The organism is Caulobacter sp. GW821-FHT12A07 (assembly GCF_058807655.1).
This window is the reverse complement of record NZ_JBXAQX010000006.1, coordinates 112,782-128,736: the sequence shown is the minus strand read 5'-3', so window position 1 is coordinate 128,736 and position 15,955 is coordinate 112,782. Positions and strand designations below refer to the sequence as shown.

The window sequence follows — 15,955 nt, the reverse complement described above, 5'->3', positions numbered from 1 at the left end:
CCCCATCGAGGGGGAAGGGAGAGGGCTTTAGTTCTGGCTCGTGGCGGTCGCGACCGCGGCCACCTTGCGGGGCCCGGCTTCCAGCTGGCCCAGGTCGGCGGCCTCGGTCTTCACCGCCACCGGGGCGACGGCGTCGCCGGGTTTCACCTTTTGCAGGCCGCCGACGATCACCCGGTCGCCGGGCTTGAGGCCCTGGCGGATGACCCGCAGGTTGCCGGCCAGCGGACCGACCTCGACCGGGCGGTACTGGGCCTTGTTGTCGGCCCCGACCACGATGACGTAGCGCTTGCCCAGATCCGTCGCGATCGCCCGGTCGGGGGCCAGGGCGACGGTCTGTGACGCGGCGCTGACCAGGCGGATGCGGGCGAACAGGCCCGGCGTGAACCGGCCGTCGGCGTTGGCGAAGATCGCCCGGCCGCTGATCGTGCCGCTCTTGGCGTCCAGGGCGTTGTCGATGAAGGCCAGCTTGCCGACGTGCGGATAACCGTCCTCGGTCATCAGGCCCATATAGACCGGGCTTTCCTTGCCGCGCTCGGCGGCGGCGTATTTCAGGAAGGTCTGCTCGTCGGCGCTGAAGGCCGCGTAGATCGGCGTGTCGGAGACCACGGTCGTCAGCATGTCGGCCTGGGTGACCAGGTTGCCGCGGGTGATCAGGGCCTTGGAGACCCGGCCGTCGATCGGCGAGGTGACGCGGGTCCATTCCAGGTTCAGGCGCGAGGTCTGCAGGGCGGCCTGGGCGGCGGCGAGATTGGCCTGGGCGGCCTTTTCTTCCGACGACAGCCGGTCGAATTCGCTGCGGGCCAGGGCGTTCTGGTCGATCAGCCGCTGGCCGCGCTCGCGGTTGACGACGGCCAGATCGAGGCCGGCCTTGGCGCGCGCCACCTCGGCCGAGGCGCGGGCGGCGTCGGCCTGGAACGGGCGCGGGTCGATCTCGAACAGCACCTGGCCCTTGCGGACATAGGCGCCTTCGGTGAAGCGGACGGTGTTCACATAGCCGCCGACCCGGGGACGGATGTCGACGGTGTCGACCGCCTCGAGGCGGCCGGTGAAGTCGTCCCACTGGCGCAGCGACTTGAAGGCCACGTCGGCGACGGTGACCTGGACGGCGGGGGCGGGGCCTTGCTCGGGCTGGGCCTTGGCGCTGCAGGCGGCCAGGACCGCCATGGCGGCGAGGCCGGCGAAGGTGTTGATGGCGTGGCGCATCGGGGAACCTGTCGAAAGAGACGCTCGGGGAGGAGCGGACGGGGAGGGGTTACGCTGGGACGCTATTCCCAGGCCGGGCGGCGAGCCCGGCGGCTGGGCTTGGGCTGGGAGGCCGTCCGGCCGATCCAGCGCTTGAGGGTGCGGCCGTGTTCGGCGGCGGTGGTCAGCCAACCCATCACGGGAGCGGCCGGGGCTTCGGGGGCGGCTGTGAGGTCGCTCGCGTTCGGCATGGCTTGCGCTCCGTTCAGGGGCTAAGAGGGAGGAAATGTCGCAGGGTCGGTTGCTTGAGGCTGGTTGCTTGACTTGGCGATGGCGGATAACGATCTAGAATGTGACGATACCGTTCGGTATCACTGACATCCGGAGAGATACTGACCGGTAACTCTCACGTCAAGGCGAGGTGCTGCGAAAATGGCTGCGAGAAAATCTGGGGAGGTCGGCTCGGGGGAGCTGGGAGCCGGGACGGCGTGCGCGCCGGACGGCCCGCCGGCGTCCAAGAGGCCCGCCCGCGACCGGATCTTCGAGACGGCCCGCGAGCTCTTCTACCAGCACGGCATCCGGGCCGTCGGCGTCGAGGCCATCGCGGCCGAGGCCGAGGCCACCAAGATGACGCTGTACCGGAACTTCCCGTCGAAGGACGAGCTGGTCGCCGAGGTCCTGCGCGAGCAGGAGCGCGAATACTGGGCCTGGTGGGACGGCGTCACGGCCATGTGCTGCAGCGATCCGCGCGGCCAGCTGGAGGCGATCTTCGACGCCTTCGAGACCAAGGCCTGCGACACCAACATCCACGGCTGCCCGCTGTCGAACGCCGCCATCGAGCTGCACGAGGAAAACCACCCCGCCCAGCAGGTGTCGGTGAACTACAAGCGCTCGCTGCACGGCCGGCTGATCGACCTGTGCAGCCGCGCCGGCGCGGCCGACCACGAGCTGGCCGACTCGCTGATGCTGCTGATGGAGGGCTCCTACACCGCCCGCGTCACCCTCGGCGCCGACGGCCCCGCCCGCTCGGTCGCCCGCGCCGCGCGGAGCTTGATCCGGGTGCACCTGGGGGATCGGTAGGGGCTGCTGGGCCCCCTCCGGCCCTCCGGGCCAACTCCCCCAAAGGGGGAGGATCTAAGAGCGCCGAGCCAAGAAGATGCTCCCCCTCTGGGGGAGCTGTCGCGAAGCGACTGAGGGGGTCAGCCCGCGATCTTCGCCGCCAGCCCCCGCGCACCGGCCACCGCATCGGCCCAGGTCACCTCGAACCCCGCCTCATCGCCATAGTACGGATCGGCCACGGCCTGGCCGGTCCGCCCCTCGACGTGATCCAGCAGCAGGCTCAGCCGCGCCCGGCTTCCGGCCGGCGCCAGCCGTTTCAGGTTCCGCAGATTGTCCAGGTCCAGCGCCACCACGTGGTCGAAGCGCTCGAAGTCGGCGGCCGTCACCTGCCGCGCGGCGTAGTGCCCGATCTCCACCCCATGCCGCCGCGCCGTCGCCTGGGCCCGCCGATCCGGCGGATCGCCCGCATGCCAGCCACCGGTCCCCGCCGAGTCCACGACGACGTCCAGCCCCAGCCGCTCGGCCTCCAGCCGAAACGCGGCCTCGGCCAGCGGCGAGCGACAGATGTTGCCCAGGCAGACGAACAGCACGGAAACGGTCATGACGAACCGCTAGGCCAAAACCCGCCGCGCCGACAACTCTGATTTTTCAGGAGATCTTCTAGGAGAAGAAAATGGCGCGCCCGGAACGATTCGAACGTCCGACCCTCAGATTCGTAGTCTGATGCTCTATCCAGCTGAGCTACGGGCGCGCATTTTTCGGCAAGAGAGACTGGCGCACCCGACACGATTCGAACGTGTGACCTTTGCCTTCGGAGGGCAACGCTCTATCCAGCTGAGCTACGGGTGCATCCGCCTTGCGGAAGCGCGGTCTTAGCCGAAAGCCGCGCCTGCGCAAAGGGTTTTGGTCAGCCTTTCGCCAGATAGACGAAGCGCAGCACGAAGAGCGCGGCGAGGACCACCAGCAGCCAGTCGCCCTTGCGCAGCTTGCCCGTCGCGGCCTTGAGGATCGCGTAGCTGGTGATGCCGAACGCCAGGCCGTTGGCGATCGAGAAGGTCAGCGGGATGGTGATCACCGTCAGGAAGGCCGGGATGGCCACGGTCGGGTCGTTCCAGTCGACTTCGGCCAGCGAGCCGATCATCAGCGCCCCCACCAGCACCAGGGCCGGGGCCGTGGCGGCGGCGGGAATGGCCTGGACCAGCGGGGCGAAGAACAGGGTGATAAGGAACAGGATGCCGACCACCACGGCCGTCAGGCCGGTCCGGCCGCCGGCGGTGACGCCCGAGGCGCTCTCGATGTAGCTGCACACCGTGCTGGTGCCGGCCGCGGCGCCGATCATGGTGGCGGCGGAATCGGCGGTGAGGATGCGGTTGAGGCGCGGGATCGTGCCGTCCTCCTGCACGAGGCCGGCCTTCTTGGTGACGGCGACCAGGGTGCCGACATTGTCGAAGAGGTCGACGAACAGGAAGACGAAGATGATCTCGAGCAGGGCGACGCCCATGCCGCCGCGCAGGTGCAGGGCCGCGCCCACGTCCATCTTCAGGAAGGTGGCCGAGAGGTCGGTCAGGCTGTAGGCGCCGGGGGTGAACTTCGACAGGCCCAGCAGCCAGCCGGCGATGGCGGCCAGCAGGATGCCGATCAGGATCGCGCCCTTCACCCGCCAGGCCTGCAGGGCGGCGATGACCACGAGGCCGATCAGGGCCAGGGCCGCCGTCGGGGTGGTCAGGTCGCCCAGGGCCACGGCCGTGGCCGGGTTGGCGACGATGACGCCGGCGTCCTTCAGGCCGATGAAGGCGATGAAGAGGCCCACCCCCGCCGCGACGGCGGAGAACAGCGGCCGGGGGATGGCGGCCACGATCATCTGGCGGATGCCGGCGACGGTCAGGATCAGGAAGGCCACGCCCGAGATGAACACGCAGCCGAGCGCGGTTTCCCACGGCACGCCCATGCCCTTGACCACGGTGTAGGTGAAGTAGGCGTTGAGGCCCATGCCGGGGGCCAGGGCCAGCGGGTAGTTGGCGATCAGCCCCATCAGGATCGAGCCGAGCCCAGCGGCCAGGCAGGTGGCGGCGGCGACGGCGGCCACCGGCATGCCGGCCTCGCCCAGGATCGCCGGATTGACCACGACGATATAGGCCATGGTCATGAAGGTGGTCAGACCCGCCAGCACCTCGGTGCGGACGTTGGTGCCCTGGGCCTTCAGGTGGAAGAGACGTTCGAGCATGGCTTATCGGCCTCCGGCCGGAGTAGGCAGGGCGCGCGCGTAGCGATCCCAGTGCTTGACGAGGTCGCGGGCGACGACGCCCCCGACCAGGAATTCGGCTTCGAAGCCGGCCTTGGCGCCGTCGTCGTGCAGCACGCGCGGGAAGGTCGGCTCTCCCAGGGGCGGGCGCGTGTAGTTGCTGGCCGTGCGCAGCACCAGCACCCGGCGCCGGTCGATGCGGCCGCTGTCGGCATGGGCGTCGAGCACGTCGAGGATCCCCTGGTCTTCGCAGTCGCTCATGGTGAAGGTCCCCGCGCCGTCGGTCCAGAGCTTGACCCAGTCGCGCGCCCACTGGGTGCGCTGCGTACCGTGCCAGAACCGCACCGTGCCCAGGGCGTCGCCTTGCAGCACGAACGGCGGGCGGGCCGCGTTGGGCTCCTTCACATAGCCGGCGCGCAGTTTCACCAGATCCGCATTGTCGGGCAGCTTGACGTCCTTGGTCAGGGCGTAGGCCCAGTCGACCAGGCCGCGATCAAGCGTCCAGGCCATGGCGCTGGAGCCCTCGGCCTTGCCCTTCACGTTAGGACGGTCGGCGTCGTTGGAATAGAGGCCGTAGGGCCAGTCGGCCGGGATCTCGCGATCGTCGACCTCGTAGATCGGGTCGGCGTCGACGACGTAGCGGGCCCAGGCGGCGCTGCCCACCGAGGCCGAGGCCGGATCGACGCCGGCGATGCCGCTGACGATCCAGTAGGCGTGGGAGAGATCGAACTGGTCCGACAGGATCAGGGCCGCGACGCTCTCACGGGTGCGGCCGCGCATGTCGCTGACGATGGCCAGCACGCCGTCGTCGGAATAACGGGCGACGTGGCGGATACCCGGCACCTTGATCTCACGCTTCAGCGGCCAGCCCTCGACCCAGGGCTGGAACTCGCCGGCGACGTCGCCGGTGTCGGCCCCGATCTCGAAGGTGGTGACGACCACGACCTTGATCGGGATGGGGATCGGGATCGGCTTGGCGGCCGCCTGGGCCAGGCCGGGGACGCTCGCGCCCAGGAGGACCGTCCCCAAAATGGTCGCCAAAGCGACCAATGTTCTTAGAATCCAAGCCCTCATGCCTGCCCCGCTTACTTAAAACGGCGCGAAAGTCGTCGGAACCGGCGGACGATGCAACAGGCTGGACGTCGGCCCTTCCGGCGGCGGCGCGCGCGAGGCTAGGGTGCCGCCGAATCGACCATCGGAAGCCTCCCCCCATGCGTATCGCCTCGACCGCCCTCGCCTGCGCTCTTCTGCTGACGCCGATCGGCGCGCCGATTGCCGCGAACGCCGCCGAGCGCCTGGACGCCGCGCCGCGCACGGCCGTGGTCAGCGCCTTCCCGCCGGAGATGGCGGCGCTGGAGGCGGCGACCGCCGACAAGCACGAATATGTCGCCGCCGGCACGCGCTACGTGACGGGCAAGCTGGAGGGCAAGCCGGTGGTGCTGTTCCTGTCGGGGATCAGCATGGTCAATGCGGCCATGACCACCCAAGCGGCCCTCGATCGCTTCCATGTCGTCCGCATCGTGTTCTCCGGCGTGGCCGGCGGGGCCGATCCAGAACTCGAGGTCGGCGACGTGGTGGCGCCGGAGACCTGGGCCCAGACCTCCGAGATGGCCTATGCCCGCGAGGTTCCGGGCGGCTTCGCCCCGACGCCCGGCCTGGTCAGCGACCTGCCCAATTTCGGCATGATGCATCCGCGCGCCGTGACGGTGAACCAGGACCCGGCCAAGGCGGAAGACAAGCTCTCCTTCGCCGCCGATCCGGCCCTGATCGCCCTGGCGCGCCAGTCGGTCGAAGGCCTGGCCCTGAAGCGCTGCGCCGCCGACCAGTGCCTGACCAAGCCGCCCAAGGTGGTGGTCGGCGGGGCCGGCGGCTCGGGCCCGGTGTTCGTCGACAACGCCGCCTTCCGCGACTACGCCCACAAGACCTTCGGCGCCCGGGTGCTCGACATGGAGAGCGCCGCCGTGGCCCAGGTGGCCTATGTCAACAAGACCCCGTTCATCGCCTTCCGCAGCCTGTCGGACCTGGCCGGCGGCGACCCGGCGACCAACCAGTTCCCGGTGTTCCTGCGCCTGGCGGCGGATAACTCCGCGACGGTGGTGCGGGCGTTTGTGAAGGCGTTGCCGTAGTAAGCAGACCTCTCCCAGCCCAAATCCACCTCTCCCATAGGGAGAGGGAGGGGCCCATGCGCAGCATGGGAGGGTGAGGGGTTTCGGACTTTCCGGACAGGGCAGGGTCAAAAGGGGACGAGACGGCAGACGTCTTACCCCCTCACCCTCCCACGCCTTCGGCGCGGGCCCCTCCCTCTCCCCATGGGAGAGGTTTTCCGTAGACGGCCTCCGCCTCAGGTCTTCAACGGATCCTTGGCGTTCGGATCGCCGTAGGTCAGCGACACGAACACGTCCTCCAGGTCCGGATCTTCGGTCGCGATGTCCTTGATCGACACGCCAGCCCCGCGCACGGCGGCCAGCACGTGTTCGACGCTCGACTGGCCGGTGCGGTAGCTGACCGAGAAGGCCCCGCCGGCGCGGCCCTTGGTGTCGAAGCCTTCCAGCGCCGGCGGCGTCGCCAGCGGGCTCTCGGGGGTCACCACCACGTTGCGGATGTCCATCCGGCCCAGCAGCGTCGGGGTCGGCTCGCAGACCACGACCTCGCCGCGGTTGACGATGGCGATCTGGTCGCAGAGTTCCTGGGCCTCTTCCAGATAGTGGGTGGTCAGCACGATGGTCACGCCCAGCTCGTGCAGGCCCTTCACATATTCCCACAGCTGGCGGCGCAGCTCGACGTCGACGCCGGCGGTCGGCTCGTCGAGGATCAGCACCGGCGGCTGGTGGACCATGGCCTTGGCCACCATCAGACGCCGCTTCATGCCGCCCGACAGCTGGCGGACGTAAGCATTCGCCTTGTCGCCCAGGCCCAGCGCATTGAGCAGCTCGTCCGTGCGGCGCTCGTTCTTGGGCACGCCGTAATAGCCGGCCTGCACCTCCAGCGACTCGCGCGGGGTGAAGAAGACGTCGGCGGCCAGTTCCTGCGGCACCACGCCGATGGCGGCGCGGGCGTCGCGCGGGCGCTCGTCGATGTCGCGGCCCCAGATCCGCACCGTGCCCGACGACTTGCGGGTCAGGCCGGCCAGAATGTTGATGAAGGTCGACTTTCCAGCCCCGTTCGGACCCAGCAGCCCGAAGATCGAGCCGCGCGGCACCTTCAGGTCGATGCCGTTCAGCGCCCGCTTCTCCGGCGCGGTCTTGGTGGCGGGATAGGTCTTGAACAGGCCCTCGGCTTCGATCGCGTAGGCAGGCAGGTCCATGAAGCGTCCAATCAAGGCCCGTCGCGGGGCCGAAGGCTTTGAAAACGAAGGCGCGGCGCCTTGCCCGAATTGACGTGGCGCCGACGCGTCGCATAGGTATGCCTCGTTCGCCGCCTAGCCAAGGCCGCGCTCAGAATTCGAAGGTTAGTTCCCATGGCCAAGGCCAAGTCCGAAGCTCCGACCGCCCCCACGGGCATGGACGTCGCTGTCACCGCCGGCCCGGCCCCGGAAATCGTCCACGTCCATTCGCACCGCATCGCCTGCGAAGGCGTCGGTGGGGCGCTGGGCCACCCGCGCGTGTGGCTGGAGATGGGCGCGGCCGGCTCGGTCGACTGTCCCTATTGCGACCGCCGCTTCATCGCCGCCTCGCACGCCGGCCACGACGAGGACGAGCAGCTCGCCCCCGGCGTCTACGAAGGCCCCGGCGGTCACTAAGTTGGACGATTCCAGCCTCTCCGGCCCCCGCGCCGAGACCCTCGCCCAGGCGTGGGAAGCAGCCGAGTGGCCGCACGACCCGCCGGTCCTGCGCGCCATCGCCATGCCGTCGGACACCAACCCCGAAGGCGACATCTTCGGCGGCTGGCTGCTGTCGCAGATGGACCTCGCGGCGGCCTCGATCGCCTTCCACCGCGCCGCCGGCCGCTGCGCCACCATCGCCGTCGACGGCATGGTGTTCATCAGCCCGGTGTTCGTCGGCGACGAGGTGAGTCTCTTCGCCCGCATCGTCCACACGGGGCGCACCTCGCTGAAGGTCGAGGTCGAAGCCTGGCGCCGCCGCCGCGACGGCGAAAAGGCCCACAAGGTGACCCAAGGCGTGTTCACGTTCGTCGCCATCGGCGAAGACCGCAAGCCGAGGCCTTTGCCTTAAGGCGGATCGGGGCCTTAAGGCGGATCGGGAGATGCTCCCCCTCTGGGGGAGCTGTCGCGTAGCGACTGAGGGGGTCCAGCGCCGGCGCTACCCCCTCCGGCCCTCCGGGCCACCTCCCCCAAAGGGGGAGGATTTGCCGGACTATTCCAACCCCTTCGCCACGCCTTCGCGACGCGGATCCGCGCCGCCTTCCAGCACGCCGCCCTTGCGCACGATCACCCCGTGCAGGCCCGAATTCTCGTTCTGGCCTTCCTTGACCAGCACGCCGCGCGCCTGCAGGGCCGCCGTCAACTCCGGGCCGAAGCGGTCGACCTCGCCCGAGAACACGTCGCCGCGCGCCACCAGGTTGGGCAGGGCGACGGCGTCCTGCATCGACAGGCCCCAGTCGAACACGCCGACCATGGCCTTGAGGTTATAGGACAGGATCGCCGAGCCGCCCGGCGAGCCGACGGCGGCCAGGAACTTGCCCTTCCTGTCGAGCACGATCAGCGGCGACATCGACGAGCGCGGACGCTTGCCCCCGGCCACGGCGTTGGCGCCGGGCAGGCCGTCCTTGTCGATCGGCGCGAAGTTGAAGTCGGTCAGCTGGTTGTTGAGGAAGAAGCCGCCGACCATCCGGCCCGAACCGAAGATGCTCTCGACCGTGGTGGTCATCGACACCACGTTGCCGGCCGGATCGACGATGACGAAGTGGGTGGTGCCGCCCGGCTCGATCGTCGAGTCCGGGCCGACCTTGGGCGCGCCCTTGGGCAGGCCGAAGGTGGGGACCGGGCCGGCCGTCTCGCCGATCAGCTTGGCGCGTTCCTTGACATAGGCCGGGTCCAGCAGACCCTCGACCGGCACGGTCACCTTGCCCGAATCGCCGACATAGCGGTCGCGGTCGGCGTACATGACGCGTTCGGCCTCGGCGATCTGGGTCCAGGCGATCGGGTCCTTGGGGCCGCGCTTGTCGATGTCGGTGTGCTCGAGCATCAGCAGGGCCTGCAGCAGCGACACCCCGCTCGACGACGGGTTGGGCACGCAGACGGTGTAGACCTTCCACGGCCGGCAGAGGGCGTCGGCGCTGCGCGGCTTGTAGGTCTTCAGATCCGCCAGGGTCATGGCCGAGGGCCGCTCGCCCTCGTGCAGCTTGGCGACGATCGCCTGCGCCAGCGGGCCTTCATAGAGGGCCGACGGCCCCTCGGCGGCCAGGCGGCGCACCGTGGCGGCGTAGGCCGGGTTCTTCAGCGTCTCGCCGGCCTGGTAGCGCTGGCCGTCGGGCTTGGTGAAATAGGCGGTCGCGTCGGGCGTCTTTCCCTGGGGCGAGCGGCCGTTGATCATCGAGGCCAGGCGCGGGCTGACGGTGAAGCCCTGGTCGGCCAGCTTTTCGGCGTCGAGGAACAGGCGGTCCCAGGCGATGGCGCCGTGCTCCTTCTGGGCCTGGGCCAGCATGCCGACCGCGCCCGGCACGCCGGTCGAGCGGCCCGACAGCACCGCCGAGATGAACGGCACGGGCTTGCCGTCGTCGCCCAGGAACAGGGCCGGCGTCGCGGCGGCGGGCGCGGTCTCGCGCCCGTCATAGGCCGTCACCTTGCCGGTCTTGGCGTCGTAGACCACCAGGAACGAGCCGCCGCCCAGGCCCGAGCTCTGCGGCTCGACCAGCCCCAGCACCGCCTGCACGGCCACCGCCGCATCGACGGCCGAGCCGCCTTCGCGCAGCACCCGCAGCCCCGCCTCGGTGGCCAGCGGATTGGCCGTGGCGACCATGCCGCGCGGGCTGTAGGCGGCCGCGGCGCCATCCGTGCTCGGCGCCGTGACCGCGGCCGGCCTGTCCTTGGCCACCGCCGCCGGCGTCGCGCAGCCGGCGATCCCTCCGCAAGCGGTCAGGACGGCGAGGGCGGCGAGAACGGGCAGGCGCATGGGCGGATCCTCGGAACGGAGCGCGGAACAGGTCCTGGCGAGCGGCTTCAAAGCCGACTCCCGGGACGGAGATTCGACGAACCATGCCCCCGCCGCCGCCAGCGCGCTCGCAAAAAACACGGTCCCACGCCCCTGCGACATCTTTTCCGGCCGTTGAAACCGTTACAGCACAAGGATTCGCCCACTTATCCACCGGACTCGGCGACTTTTTTCGACAAGACGCTTGCACACCCCCGGGGTCCGGGCTATTTCCCCCGCCTCGCCGCAAGGCAGTGCGCGCCCGTAGCTCAGCTGGATAGAGCATCAGACTACGAATCTGAGGGTCGGACGTTCGAATCGTTCCGGGCGCGCCATTTTCTCCAAGAAAATCATACACTTAACCGGTGGCGCGGTGAGCGCCCCCGACTAATTTTGCTTTTTAGTCGGGGTTTTAGTCGGGGGATTTTCTTTCTCCGTGCTTCCCTGCTGCATCGGCGGGTTCAGCTTGGGCCTGGATAGCGGAGGCGCAGGCTAGCTTCGCGACCTGTTAGAGGGGTGAGCAACGCTGGTCAGGCAGCTGTGCTGCGGCCTGTCGCGACTCGCGAAGATCCGTTCTACTCATGTTCCATGAGCGGAAAGACACGATCGGCCGAAGTCCCGGCCTTGCCCCGCGGCGTCTCGCCGTCGGACTTCATGCGCAAGATGCGCCCTGAGCAGTATTCCGACAGCGCCGAACGGTCGGCGTACAAGCTCGATGCCTCGGCGCTGGAGCAGAGGCTCGATACTCTGACGGCGCGCAACCAAACCCACGACTTCGAGATCTTCTGCCGCATGCTTTGCGAGAGGCTGATTTGTCCCAATCTCAAGCCGGCGACGGGGCCGGAAGGTGGGGGCGACAGCAAGGCTGACAGCGAGACCATCGCCACTGCCGACGAGGTGATGAATCTCACCTATGTCGGCGCCGCCAATGCCGGACGCGAGCGATGGGCCTTCGCCTTCAGCGCCAAGAAGGCCTGGCGGCAGAAAGCGCGATCGGACATCGACGGTCTGGCCGCGACAGGCCGTCCCTACGACAAGGTCTTTTTCGTAACGTCCCAATATGCCCGCGCCCGGGATCGCGCGGCGCTTGAGGACGAGATGTCCACCAAGCACGGCTTTCGGGTGGAGATTCTCGATCGATCTTGGATCACCGCCAAAGTCATCGAGGGGAACCAGAAGGATCTGGCCTTCGAGTATCTCGGTGTCGGAGAGCACCTGGCCGCCCACCGGCTCGGCCCTGCCGACTACGCGCGCATGCAGCAGTTGGAGGATCTGGAAAAGGTAATCCAGGATCCCGCTGCCTACGAAGGTCAGCCAGGTCAGCGCTCTGCTGACGCTCTGTCCGCAGCCCTTCTATCTCGTGAACTCGAGCGACCTCGCTTCGAGACCGATGGTCGTTTTCAGCGTGCAATCCGCTTGGCCGATGATCATGGCCTGCTTCGGCAAAGGCTCGACGCGCGCTATCAAATGCTCTGGACGGCCTTTTACTGGTTCGACGACTTCGACCTGCTGGACCGGGAATACGACGCCTTCGCGGAAATGGTGCTCGCCTCTGACATGGCGCGTAACGTCGAGCTGGTCGGCAACCTGACGCAAAATCTCGTCAACCTGGTGATGCACGGTCATCGTTCGGCCGAGCAGGTGAAGCTAGCGGCGAGGATGGAGCGCCTGGTCGATCGCTTGAAGACCTTGGCCGCCGACAAGGAACGGCCCAACAACGCGCTCGAGGCCCGAACCTCACTCCTGATCATCCAGGTCAACGAACTGATGCTGACCGGGGACAAGGCGGCATTGCCAAGCCTGTGGCCGCAGTTCACGCAGATCCTGCAAGAGGCCGACGGCCTCGTCGAATACTCCGCCGAACGCCTAGTACAGATGATCGAGGTCTACGGGACCTTGGCCGGGCGAGACCCCGGCTATAGCCGTCTCGTCGATGAGCTGGCGGCTTTTGTCAGTCGACGCACGGGGGAAGGCGAAAGCGGGTTGATCCTGCTCAAGCGCGCCAACCAACTGGATGGTGAGGAAGATCGCTTCGAGCTTATCCGGATTTTAGGGCGAGCCACCCGCCAGTTGGCCAAGAAGGAGTACGTGGAGAGCCTCGTGGAGGCCACCTACCTGCTCGCCCTGGCCTATCGCGGCATGGGCATGCTTTGGGCCGCGAGGGCTCACGCGATGTTCGCCGTCGCCAGCATCTTCGTTGAGGCTGAAACAGAAGCAGATCTGCCAGCATCGATCGTGCCGGCGCTGATGTTGCTCGGGTGGATCGACGTCGAACTTCGACTGCTTCCCGAACTCCTTGATGTCGTTCGACTGGTGCGAGGGTGCCGCGAAAGCCTGCCGCTGACCGAGGACTCCCTCGAGCGCGTCGCAGATCGCCTTGAGCGTTTCGACGTGGTGTTGGCGAGCCAGATGGTCAATCTCGGCGCGAAGGAGCTCGCGGCCGCCGCGTCGCTGCCGGACCTCTTTGGCGGCCTGGGCCTAGAGAAGGCGCAGGGCGCGCTCTTGTACGCCTTAGGCTACGAGACCCTCATCATCGACGAAGCCACCTTGGCTGACAGCGAAGCGCTCGCAAAGATCCGCGAGACGTTCGTACTCTTGGCCAGCCAGCCCGCAGGCGATCCAACCGGCACGCCGCTGATCACTTACGGGACCACGGAGCAGGTGATCGAGACGCGCGTCCTGGGCATGCGCGTCGCCGCGCGGTTCCTTGGATCCGACGTCCTGATCCAAGTTGCCGAGACGCTCCTAGCTGTGATCGAGACGCTGTTCGCCACGACGTTGGCCGCCCGCGTGGGCGCCCACGTCGAGCGGTTCGAGATCAGGATCGAGGAGCATGACGGCTTGGAGGAGCCGGTCTATGAGATCGACGAGGTGCGAGCGCGGTCCCTGCTGAAATGGCCGAGCGGCGTGGCGCCCACATCTTTCGCCATGGACGGGCGCACGCATCAGACCATGACCTACGTCGCCAGTATGGTATTCGTCGCCAGCTGCGTGACCGACAATCCCTTGAGCCTGATCGAGCAGCTGTACCGTGACGAGGCTCTCGGCGAGCGCATCAGCACCGCTGTTGCAAGTGCAGCCAGCCGTAGCCGAGCCTTCACATCCGCAGCGTCGCGGCTGTCGGATTGGGTGGCGATATCGGAGACGTCCTACCCTCCGACCGACAACCGGCCACTGATTGTTCGCCGGAAGCTCGACCCAATCCCGAGCGAAGATGAGGTTCGGGAAGTGCGCGGCGCCAATTTCGAGCCCGCGATGCCTCGGGACCATCGCGATCTCGAAGTTCGCGCCATTCTCGAAGTGCCGCTTTGGGAGAGAAGCGGGTGGGCAGGTCTGTTGTCCTGCACCTTCGGGGCGGCGGCGCCGCCGATCATGGCGTTCGTCTTCGACAATCGCGACATCGGGCGCGAGATCTTCAGCCGCTGGCGGGAGCGCTTTGGCAAGCGCGATACGAACGGCGACATCCACTTCGCCATTCTCCGCAATCTGCCCGGATGTCCGCCCGCCCACTACGCGGCGCTTTTGACTGCCGGCCGCAACGGCGTCTCGGAGGTGAAGGTCACGCAGATGGTTAGCCGGCTTAAGGTCCTGGAGCCGAGCACAGACGAGAATCTTCAGCGGTTCCTCTCCGCCTATGAGACGATTGGCTGTTACGGCATTGCGCCGGCGGTGATCGGCGAGGACGGTGAACCGGAACTGATGTTCGACCTTGCGATCCTCAAGCGTGATCTTCCTGTCAGGAACTTCGACGAGATCCAGGAAGGGGAACTGGAGCATATCGGCCGGATGTTATTGGAGGGGCCTCGAGGATAGGCTTTGCGGGGGCGGCAGCGCCGCCGAAGAGGGCTTTGGTGATGTCCGAAATCAAGCTCAGCGCCACCCCGAAGGGTAATGGGTATCAGGCGACCATCACGTTCCCGACGGGCGTGGTCGTTAGTTCCTCCGAAGCGTTTCCGTCGATCTCCGAGGCGATCGCCGCAGCTGCCGTGAAGCTGTTGGAGATGCCGGATCGGATCGCCCGTCTCGATCAATCCGATGATGTGGCCGGCTAGGCGCGACCCACTTTGCGACTGCACCGCGAGTCAGGTGAAGCTGGGCGAGCTTGCAGCGAAGCGCCCCGCGTCGGCGCCATTTGGCGGGAGGGAAGATGGCGACGAACACGAAGCCACGATGCATAGACGTCCTGTCTTGGCGCAGACCAACCAAAAAAGAGCATCGCCAATACCTGGATCGGTTGTTGAAAAGGGCGAAGGTATCTGAAGGTGGGGGTGCGGCGCTATGTGTTCGGAAGCACATAAGCACCTTGGATATGTACTGTTACCTGAAGGCTCGCTTTGGTTTGCCAAATGGGATGCAGAGCTTTCTCCGAAGGGACGATAGCGACAACATTTATCACTGGGACTACAATCTCAAAGTACACGACCTCGATCTCTACATCGTCGCCTCCTCACGCGAAGTGCATATCTGGGCCTATGAGCCGATGTCGGATGAGGATTGGAAGGCGCTGATCCTGGCGATCAAGGCCGACTTCGGGCGCATGGGGCGTGAAAAGTCGGAGGTCCTTCATGCGCTGGATAAATGGTCGGTTTTTCCCAACAAGTACGTCGCAATCGCGGGGCTATGCGCCGACCATCACGCGGTGATCACCGACGTTCTCGGTCAGGGTGATCCGTTCGAGTTCGATTCATTGACGATGCTGCGCAATCGCGCCGCTAAGGGTGAGGTCGCCGAGGAAGAACACGTCCCCCAAACGCCAGAACCAGAGCTGTTCGGGGCCTGTCTGCAGTTGGCGCTGCTGACGCCGATCATGGCGGAAGCCTTCCTGAATATGGTGATCCTGATGCTCTGCCGGCCCGAGATCCGTGCGGATAAAAGGCAATACGACGCGTTCATTCGCGATAACATTGACAGGCGAATTTTCGATCTCTTCTACAAGTGCGAGGGCTTCGATAAGCCGATCGACATGTCTTCCGATATTTACAAGGCCTTCAAGCGCGTGGTTGATAGGCGAAATCATGCGATACATGGTAATATTGACCCGATCGCAGAGCGCATAGAGACGGTGTACTTCGATGCGACGCGGCCACTCTATCCCGAGGGTGGCGATCACATCGGGAAATTCAGGGCATCTTTAGCTAAGCACTATCGGCCGCAGGAAGCCGTCGATGATTATGAGGCCACGCACCTAATGCTGCTGGAAATCGTCGCTGCTCTGAAGCCGGACGTGCAAGCGGGGTTCTGGGTTGTCATGGATGACGCCTATCCCGGCTTCGACGAGCGCAGGAAGAAGTGCGGGCACCTATTTCCGGGGCACTTCGTGAGCAGTCACTATGACGCGCAGCGCTTTGACGATGACCTAGAGGTCGTTTGGTAGCGGGGCCAT

14 protein-coding genes and 3 tRNA genes are annotated in these 15,955 nt (G+C 66.8%); 8 read left to right on the top strand and 9 right to left on the bottom strand.

Features of this window, described 5'->3' with window-relative positions; translation table 11 throughout:
* Positions 1–27: 27 nt before the first annotated feature.
* Together AC1RRS_RS14300 and AC1RRS_RS14295 are read right to left on the bottom strand one after the other, a co-directional pair.
* Positions 28–1,203, bottom strand: a complete 1,176-nt coding sequence (locus AC1RRS_RS14300) for an efflux RND transporter periplasmic adaptor subunit (RefSeq protein WP_492855736.1) — start codon at positions 1,201–1,203, stop codon at positions 28–30.
* Between the two features lie 62 nt (positions 1,204–1,265).
* Positions 1,266–1,433, bottom strand: a complete 168-nt coding sequence (locus AC1RRS_RS14295; RefSeq protein ID WP_487290672.1) for a hypothetical protein — start codon at positions 1,431–1,433, stop codon at positions 1,266–1,268.
* Positions 1,434–1,614: 181 nt separating this feature from the next.
* Between AC1RRS_RS14295 and AC1RRS_RS14290 the strand changes: the two genes are divergently transcribed.
* On the top strand, positions 1,615–2,262 hold the full coding sequence (locus AC1RRS_RS14290) for a TetR/AcrR family transcriptional regulator (protein ID WP_110120406.1): 648 nt from the start codon (positions 1,615–1,617) through the stop codon (positions 2,260–2,262).
* Positions 2,263–2,381: 119 nt separating this feature from the next.
* On the opposite strand, the gene AC1RRS_RS14285 is transcribed toward AC1RRS_RS14290, so the two are convergent.
* The 5 genes from AC1RRS_RS14285 to AC1RRS_RS14265 form a co-directional block, all read right to left on the bottom strand.
* The gene (locus tag AC1RRS_RS14285) at positions 2,382–2,843 is read right to left on the bottom strand and encodes a low molecular weight protein-tyrosine-phosphatase (RefSeq protein WP_492855735.1); all 462 of its coding nucleotides are present in this window, start codon (positions 2,841–2,843) and stop codon (positions 2,382–2,384) included.
* A gap of 72 nt (positions 2,844–2,915) precedes the next feature.
* Positions 2,916–2,992, bottom strand: a tRNA-Arg gene (locus AC1RRS_RS14280).
* 21 nt (positions 2,993–3,013) lie between these two features.
* A tRNA-Arg gene (locus AC1RRS_RS14275) sits at positions 3,014–3,090 on the bottom strand.
* A 58-nt stretch (positions 3,091–3,148) separates the two neighbouring features.
* The gene (locus AC1RRS_RS14270; protein ID WP_492855733.1) at positions 3,149–4,465 is read right to left on the bottom strand and encodes an NCS2 family permease; all 1,317 of its coding nucleotides are present in this window, start codon (positions 4,463–4,465) and stop codon (positions 3,149–3,151) included.
* Between the two features lie 3 nt (positions 4,466–4,468).
* Positions 4,469–5,557: a purine nucleoside permease gene (locus AC1RRS_RS14265; protein ID WP_492855731.1), complete on the bottom strand. Its 1,089-nt coding sequence runs from the start codon at positions 5,555–5,557 to the stop codon at positions 4,469–4,471.
* A 137-nt stretch (positions 5,558–5,694) separates the two neighbouring features.
* On the opposite strand from AC1RRS_RS14265, the gene AC1RRS_RS14260 reads away from it, so the two are divergent.
* Positions 5,695–6,609 carry a 5'-methylthioadenosine/S-adenosylhomocysteine nucleosidase gene (locus AC1RRS_RS14260; RefSeq protein WP_492855730.1) on the top strand — a complete coding sequence of 305 codons (915 nt, stop codon included), beginning with the start codon at positions 5,695–5,697 and terminating at the stop codon, positions 6,607–6,609.
* Positions 6,610–6,824: 215 nt separating this feature from the next.
* On the opposite strand, the gene AC1RRS_RS14255 is transcribed toward AC1RRS_RS14260, so the two are convergent.
* Entirely contained in the window at positions 6,825–7,787 is a 963-nt protein-coding gene (locus tag AC1RRS_RS14255; protein WP_487290677.1) for an ABC transporter ATP-binding protein, read from the bottom strand.
* Positions 7,788–7,940: 153 nt separating this feature from the next.
* Here AC1RRS_RS14255 and AC1RRS_RS14250 point away from each other — a divergent pair, with 153 nt between their 5' ends.
* Together AC1RRS_RS14250 and AC1RRS_RS14245 are read left to right on the top strand one after the other, a co-directional pair.
* Positions 7,941–8,222, top strand: a complete 282-nt coding sequence (locus AC1RRS_RS14250; RefSeq protein WP_487290676.1) for a zinc-finger domain-containing protein — start codon at positions 7,941–7,943, stop codon at positions 8,220–8,222.
* A gap of 1 nt (position 8,223) precedes the next feature.
* Positions 8,224–8,655: an acyl-CoA thioesterase gene (locus tag AC1RRS_RS14245; protein WP_110121666.1), complete on the top strand. Its 432-nt coding sequence runs from the start codon at positions 8,224–8,226 to the stop codon at positions 8,653–8,655.
* Between the two features lie 141 nt (positions 8,656–8,796).
* Here AC1RRS_RS14245 and ggt read toward each other — a convergent pair whose 3' ends face one another.
* Complete coding sequence (gene ggt, locus AC1RRS_RS14240; protein ID WP_492855729.1) at positions 8,797–10,554, bottom strand: gamma-glutamyltransferase; 1,758 nt, start codon at positions 10,552–10,554, stop codon at positions 8,797–8,799.
* Positions 10,555–10,830: 276 nt separating this feature from the next.
* Here ggt and AC1RRS_RS14235 point away from each other — a divergent pair.
* The 4 genes from AC1RRS_RS14235 to AC1RRS_RS14220 all read left to right on the top strand — a co-directional run bounded on the left by AC1RRS_RS14235 (position 10,831) and on the right by AC1RRS_RS14220 (position 15,946).
* Positions 10,831–10,907, top strand: a tRNA-Arg gene (locus tag AC1RRS_RS14235).
* Between the two features lie 289 nt (positions 10,908–11,196).
* Positions 11,197–14,385 carry a hypothetical protein gene (locus tag AC1RRS_RS14230; RefSeq protein WP_492855728.1) on the top strand — a complete coding sequence of 1,063 codons (3,189 nt, stop codon included), beginning with the start codon at positions 11,197–11,199 and terminating at the stop codon, positions 14,383–14,385.
* 41 nt (positions 14,386–14,426) lie between these two features.
* Positions 14,427–14,624 (top strand): hypothetical protein, encoded by a 198-nt coding sequence (locus AC1RRS_RS14225; protein WP_492855727.1) that lies wholly within the window; start codon positions 14,427–14,429, stop codon positions 14,622–14,624.
* A gap of 95 nt (positions 14,625–14,719) precedes the next feature.
* Positions 14,720–15,946 carry a hypothetical protein gene (locus tag AC1RRS_RS14220; protein WP_492855726.1) on the top strand — a complete coding sequence of 409 codons (1,227 nt, stop codon included), beginning with the start codon at positions 14,720–14,722 and terminating at the stop codon, positions 15,944–15,946.
* The last annotated feature ends 9 nt before the right edge of the window (positions 15,947–15,955 follow it).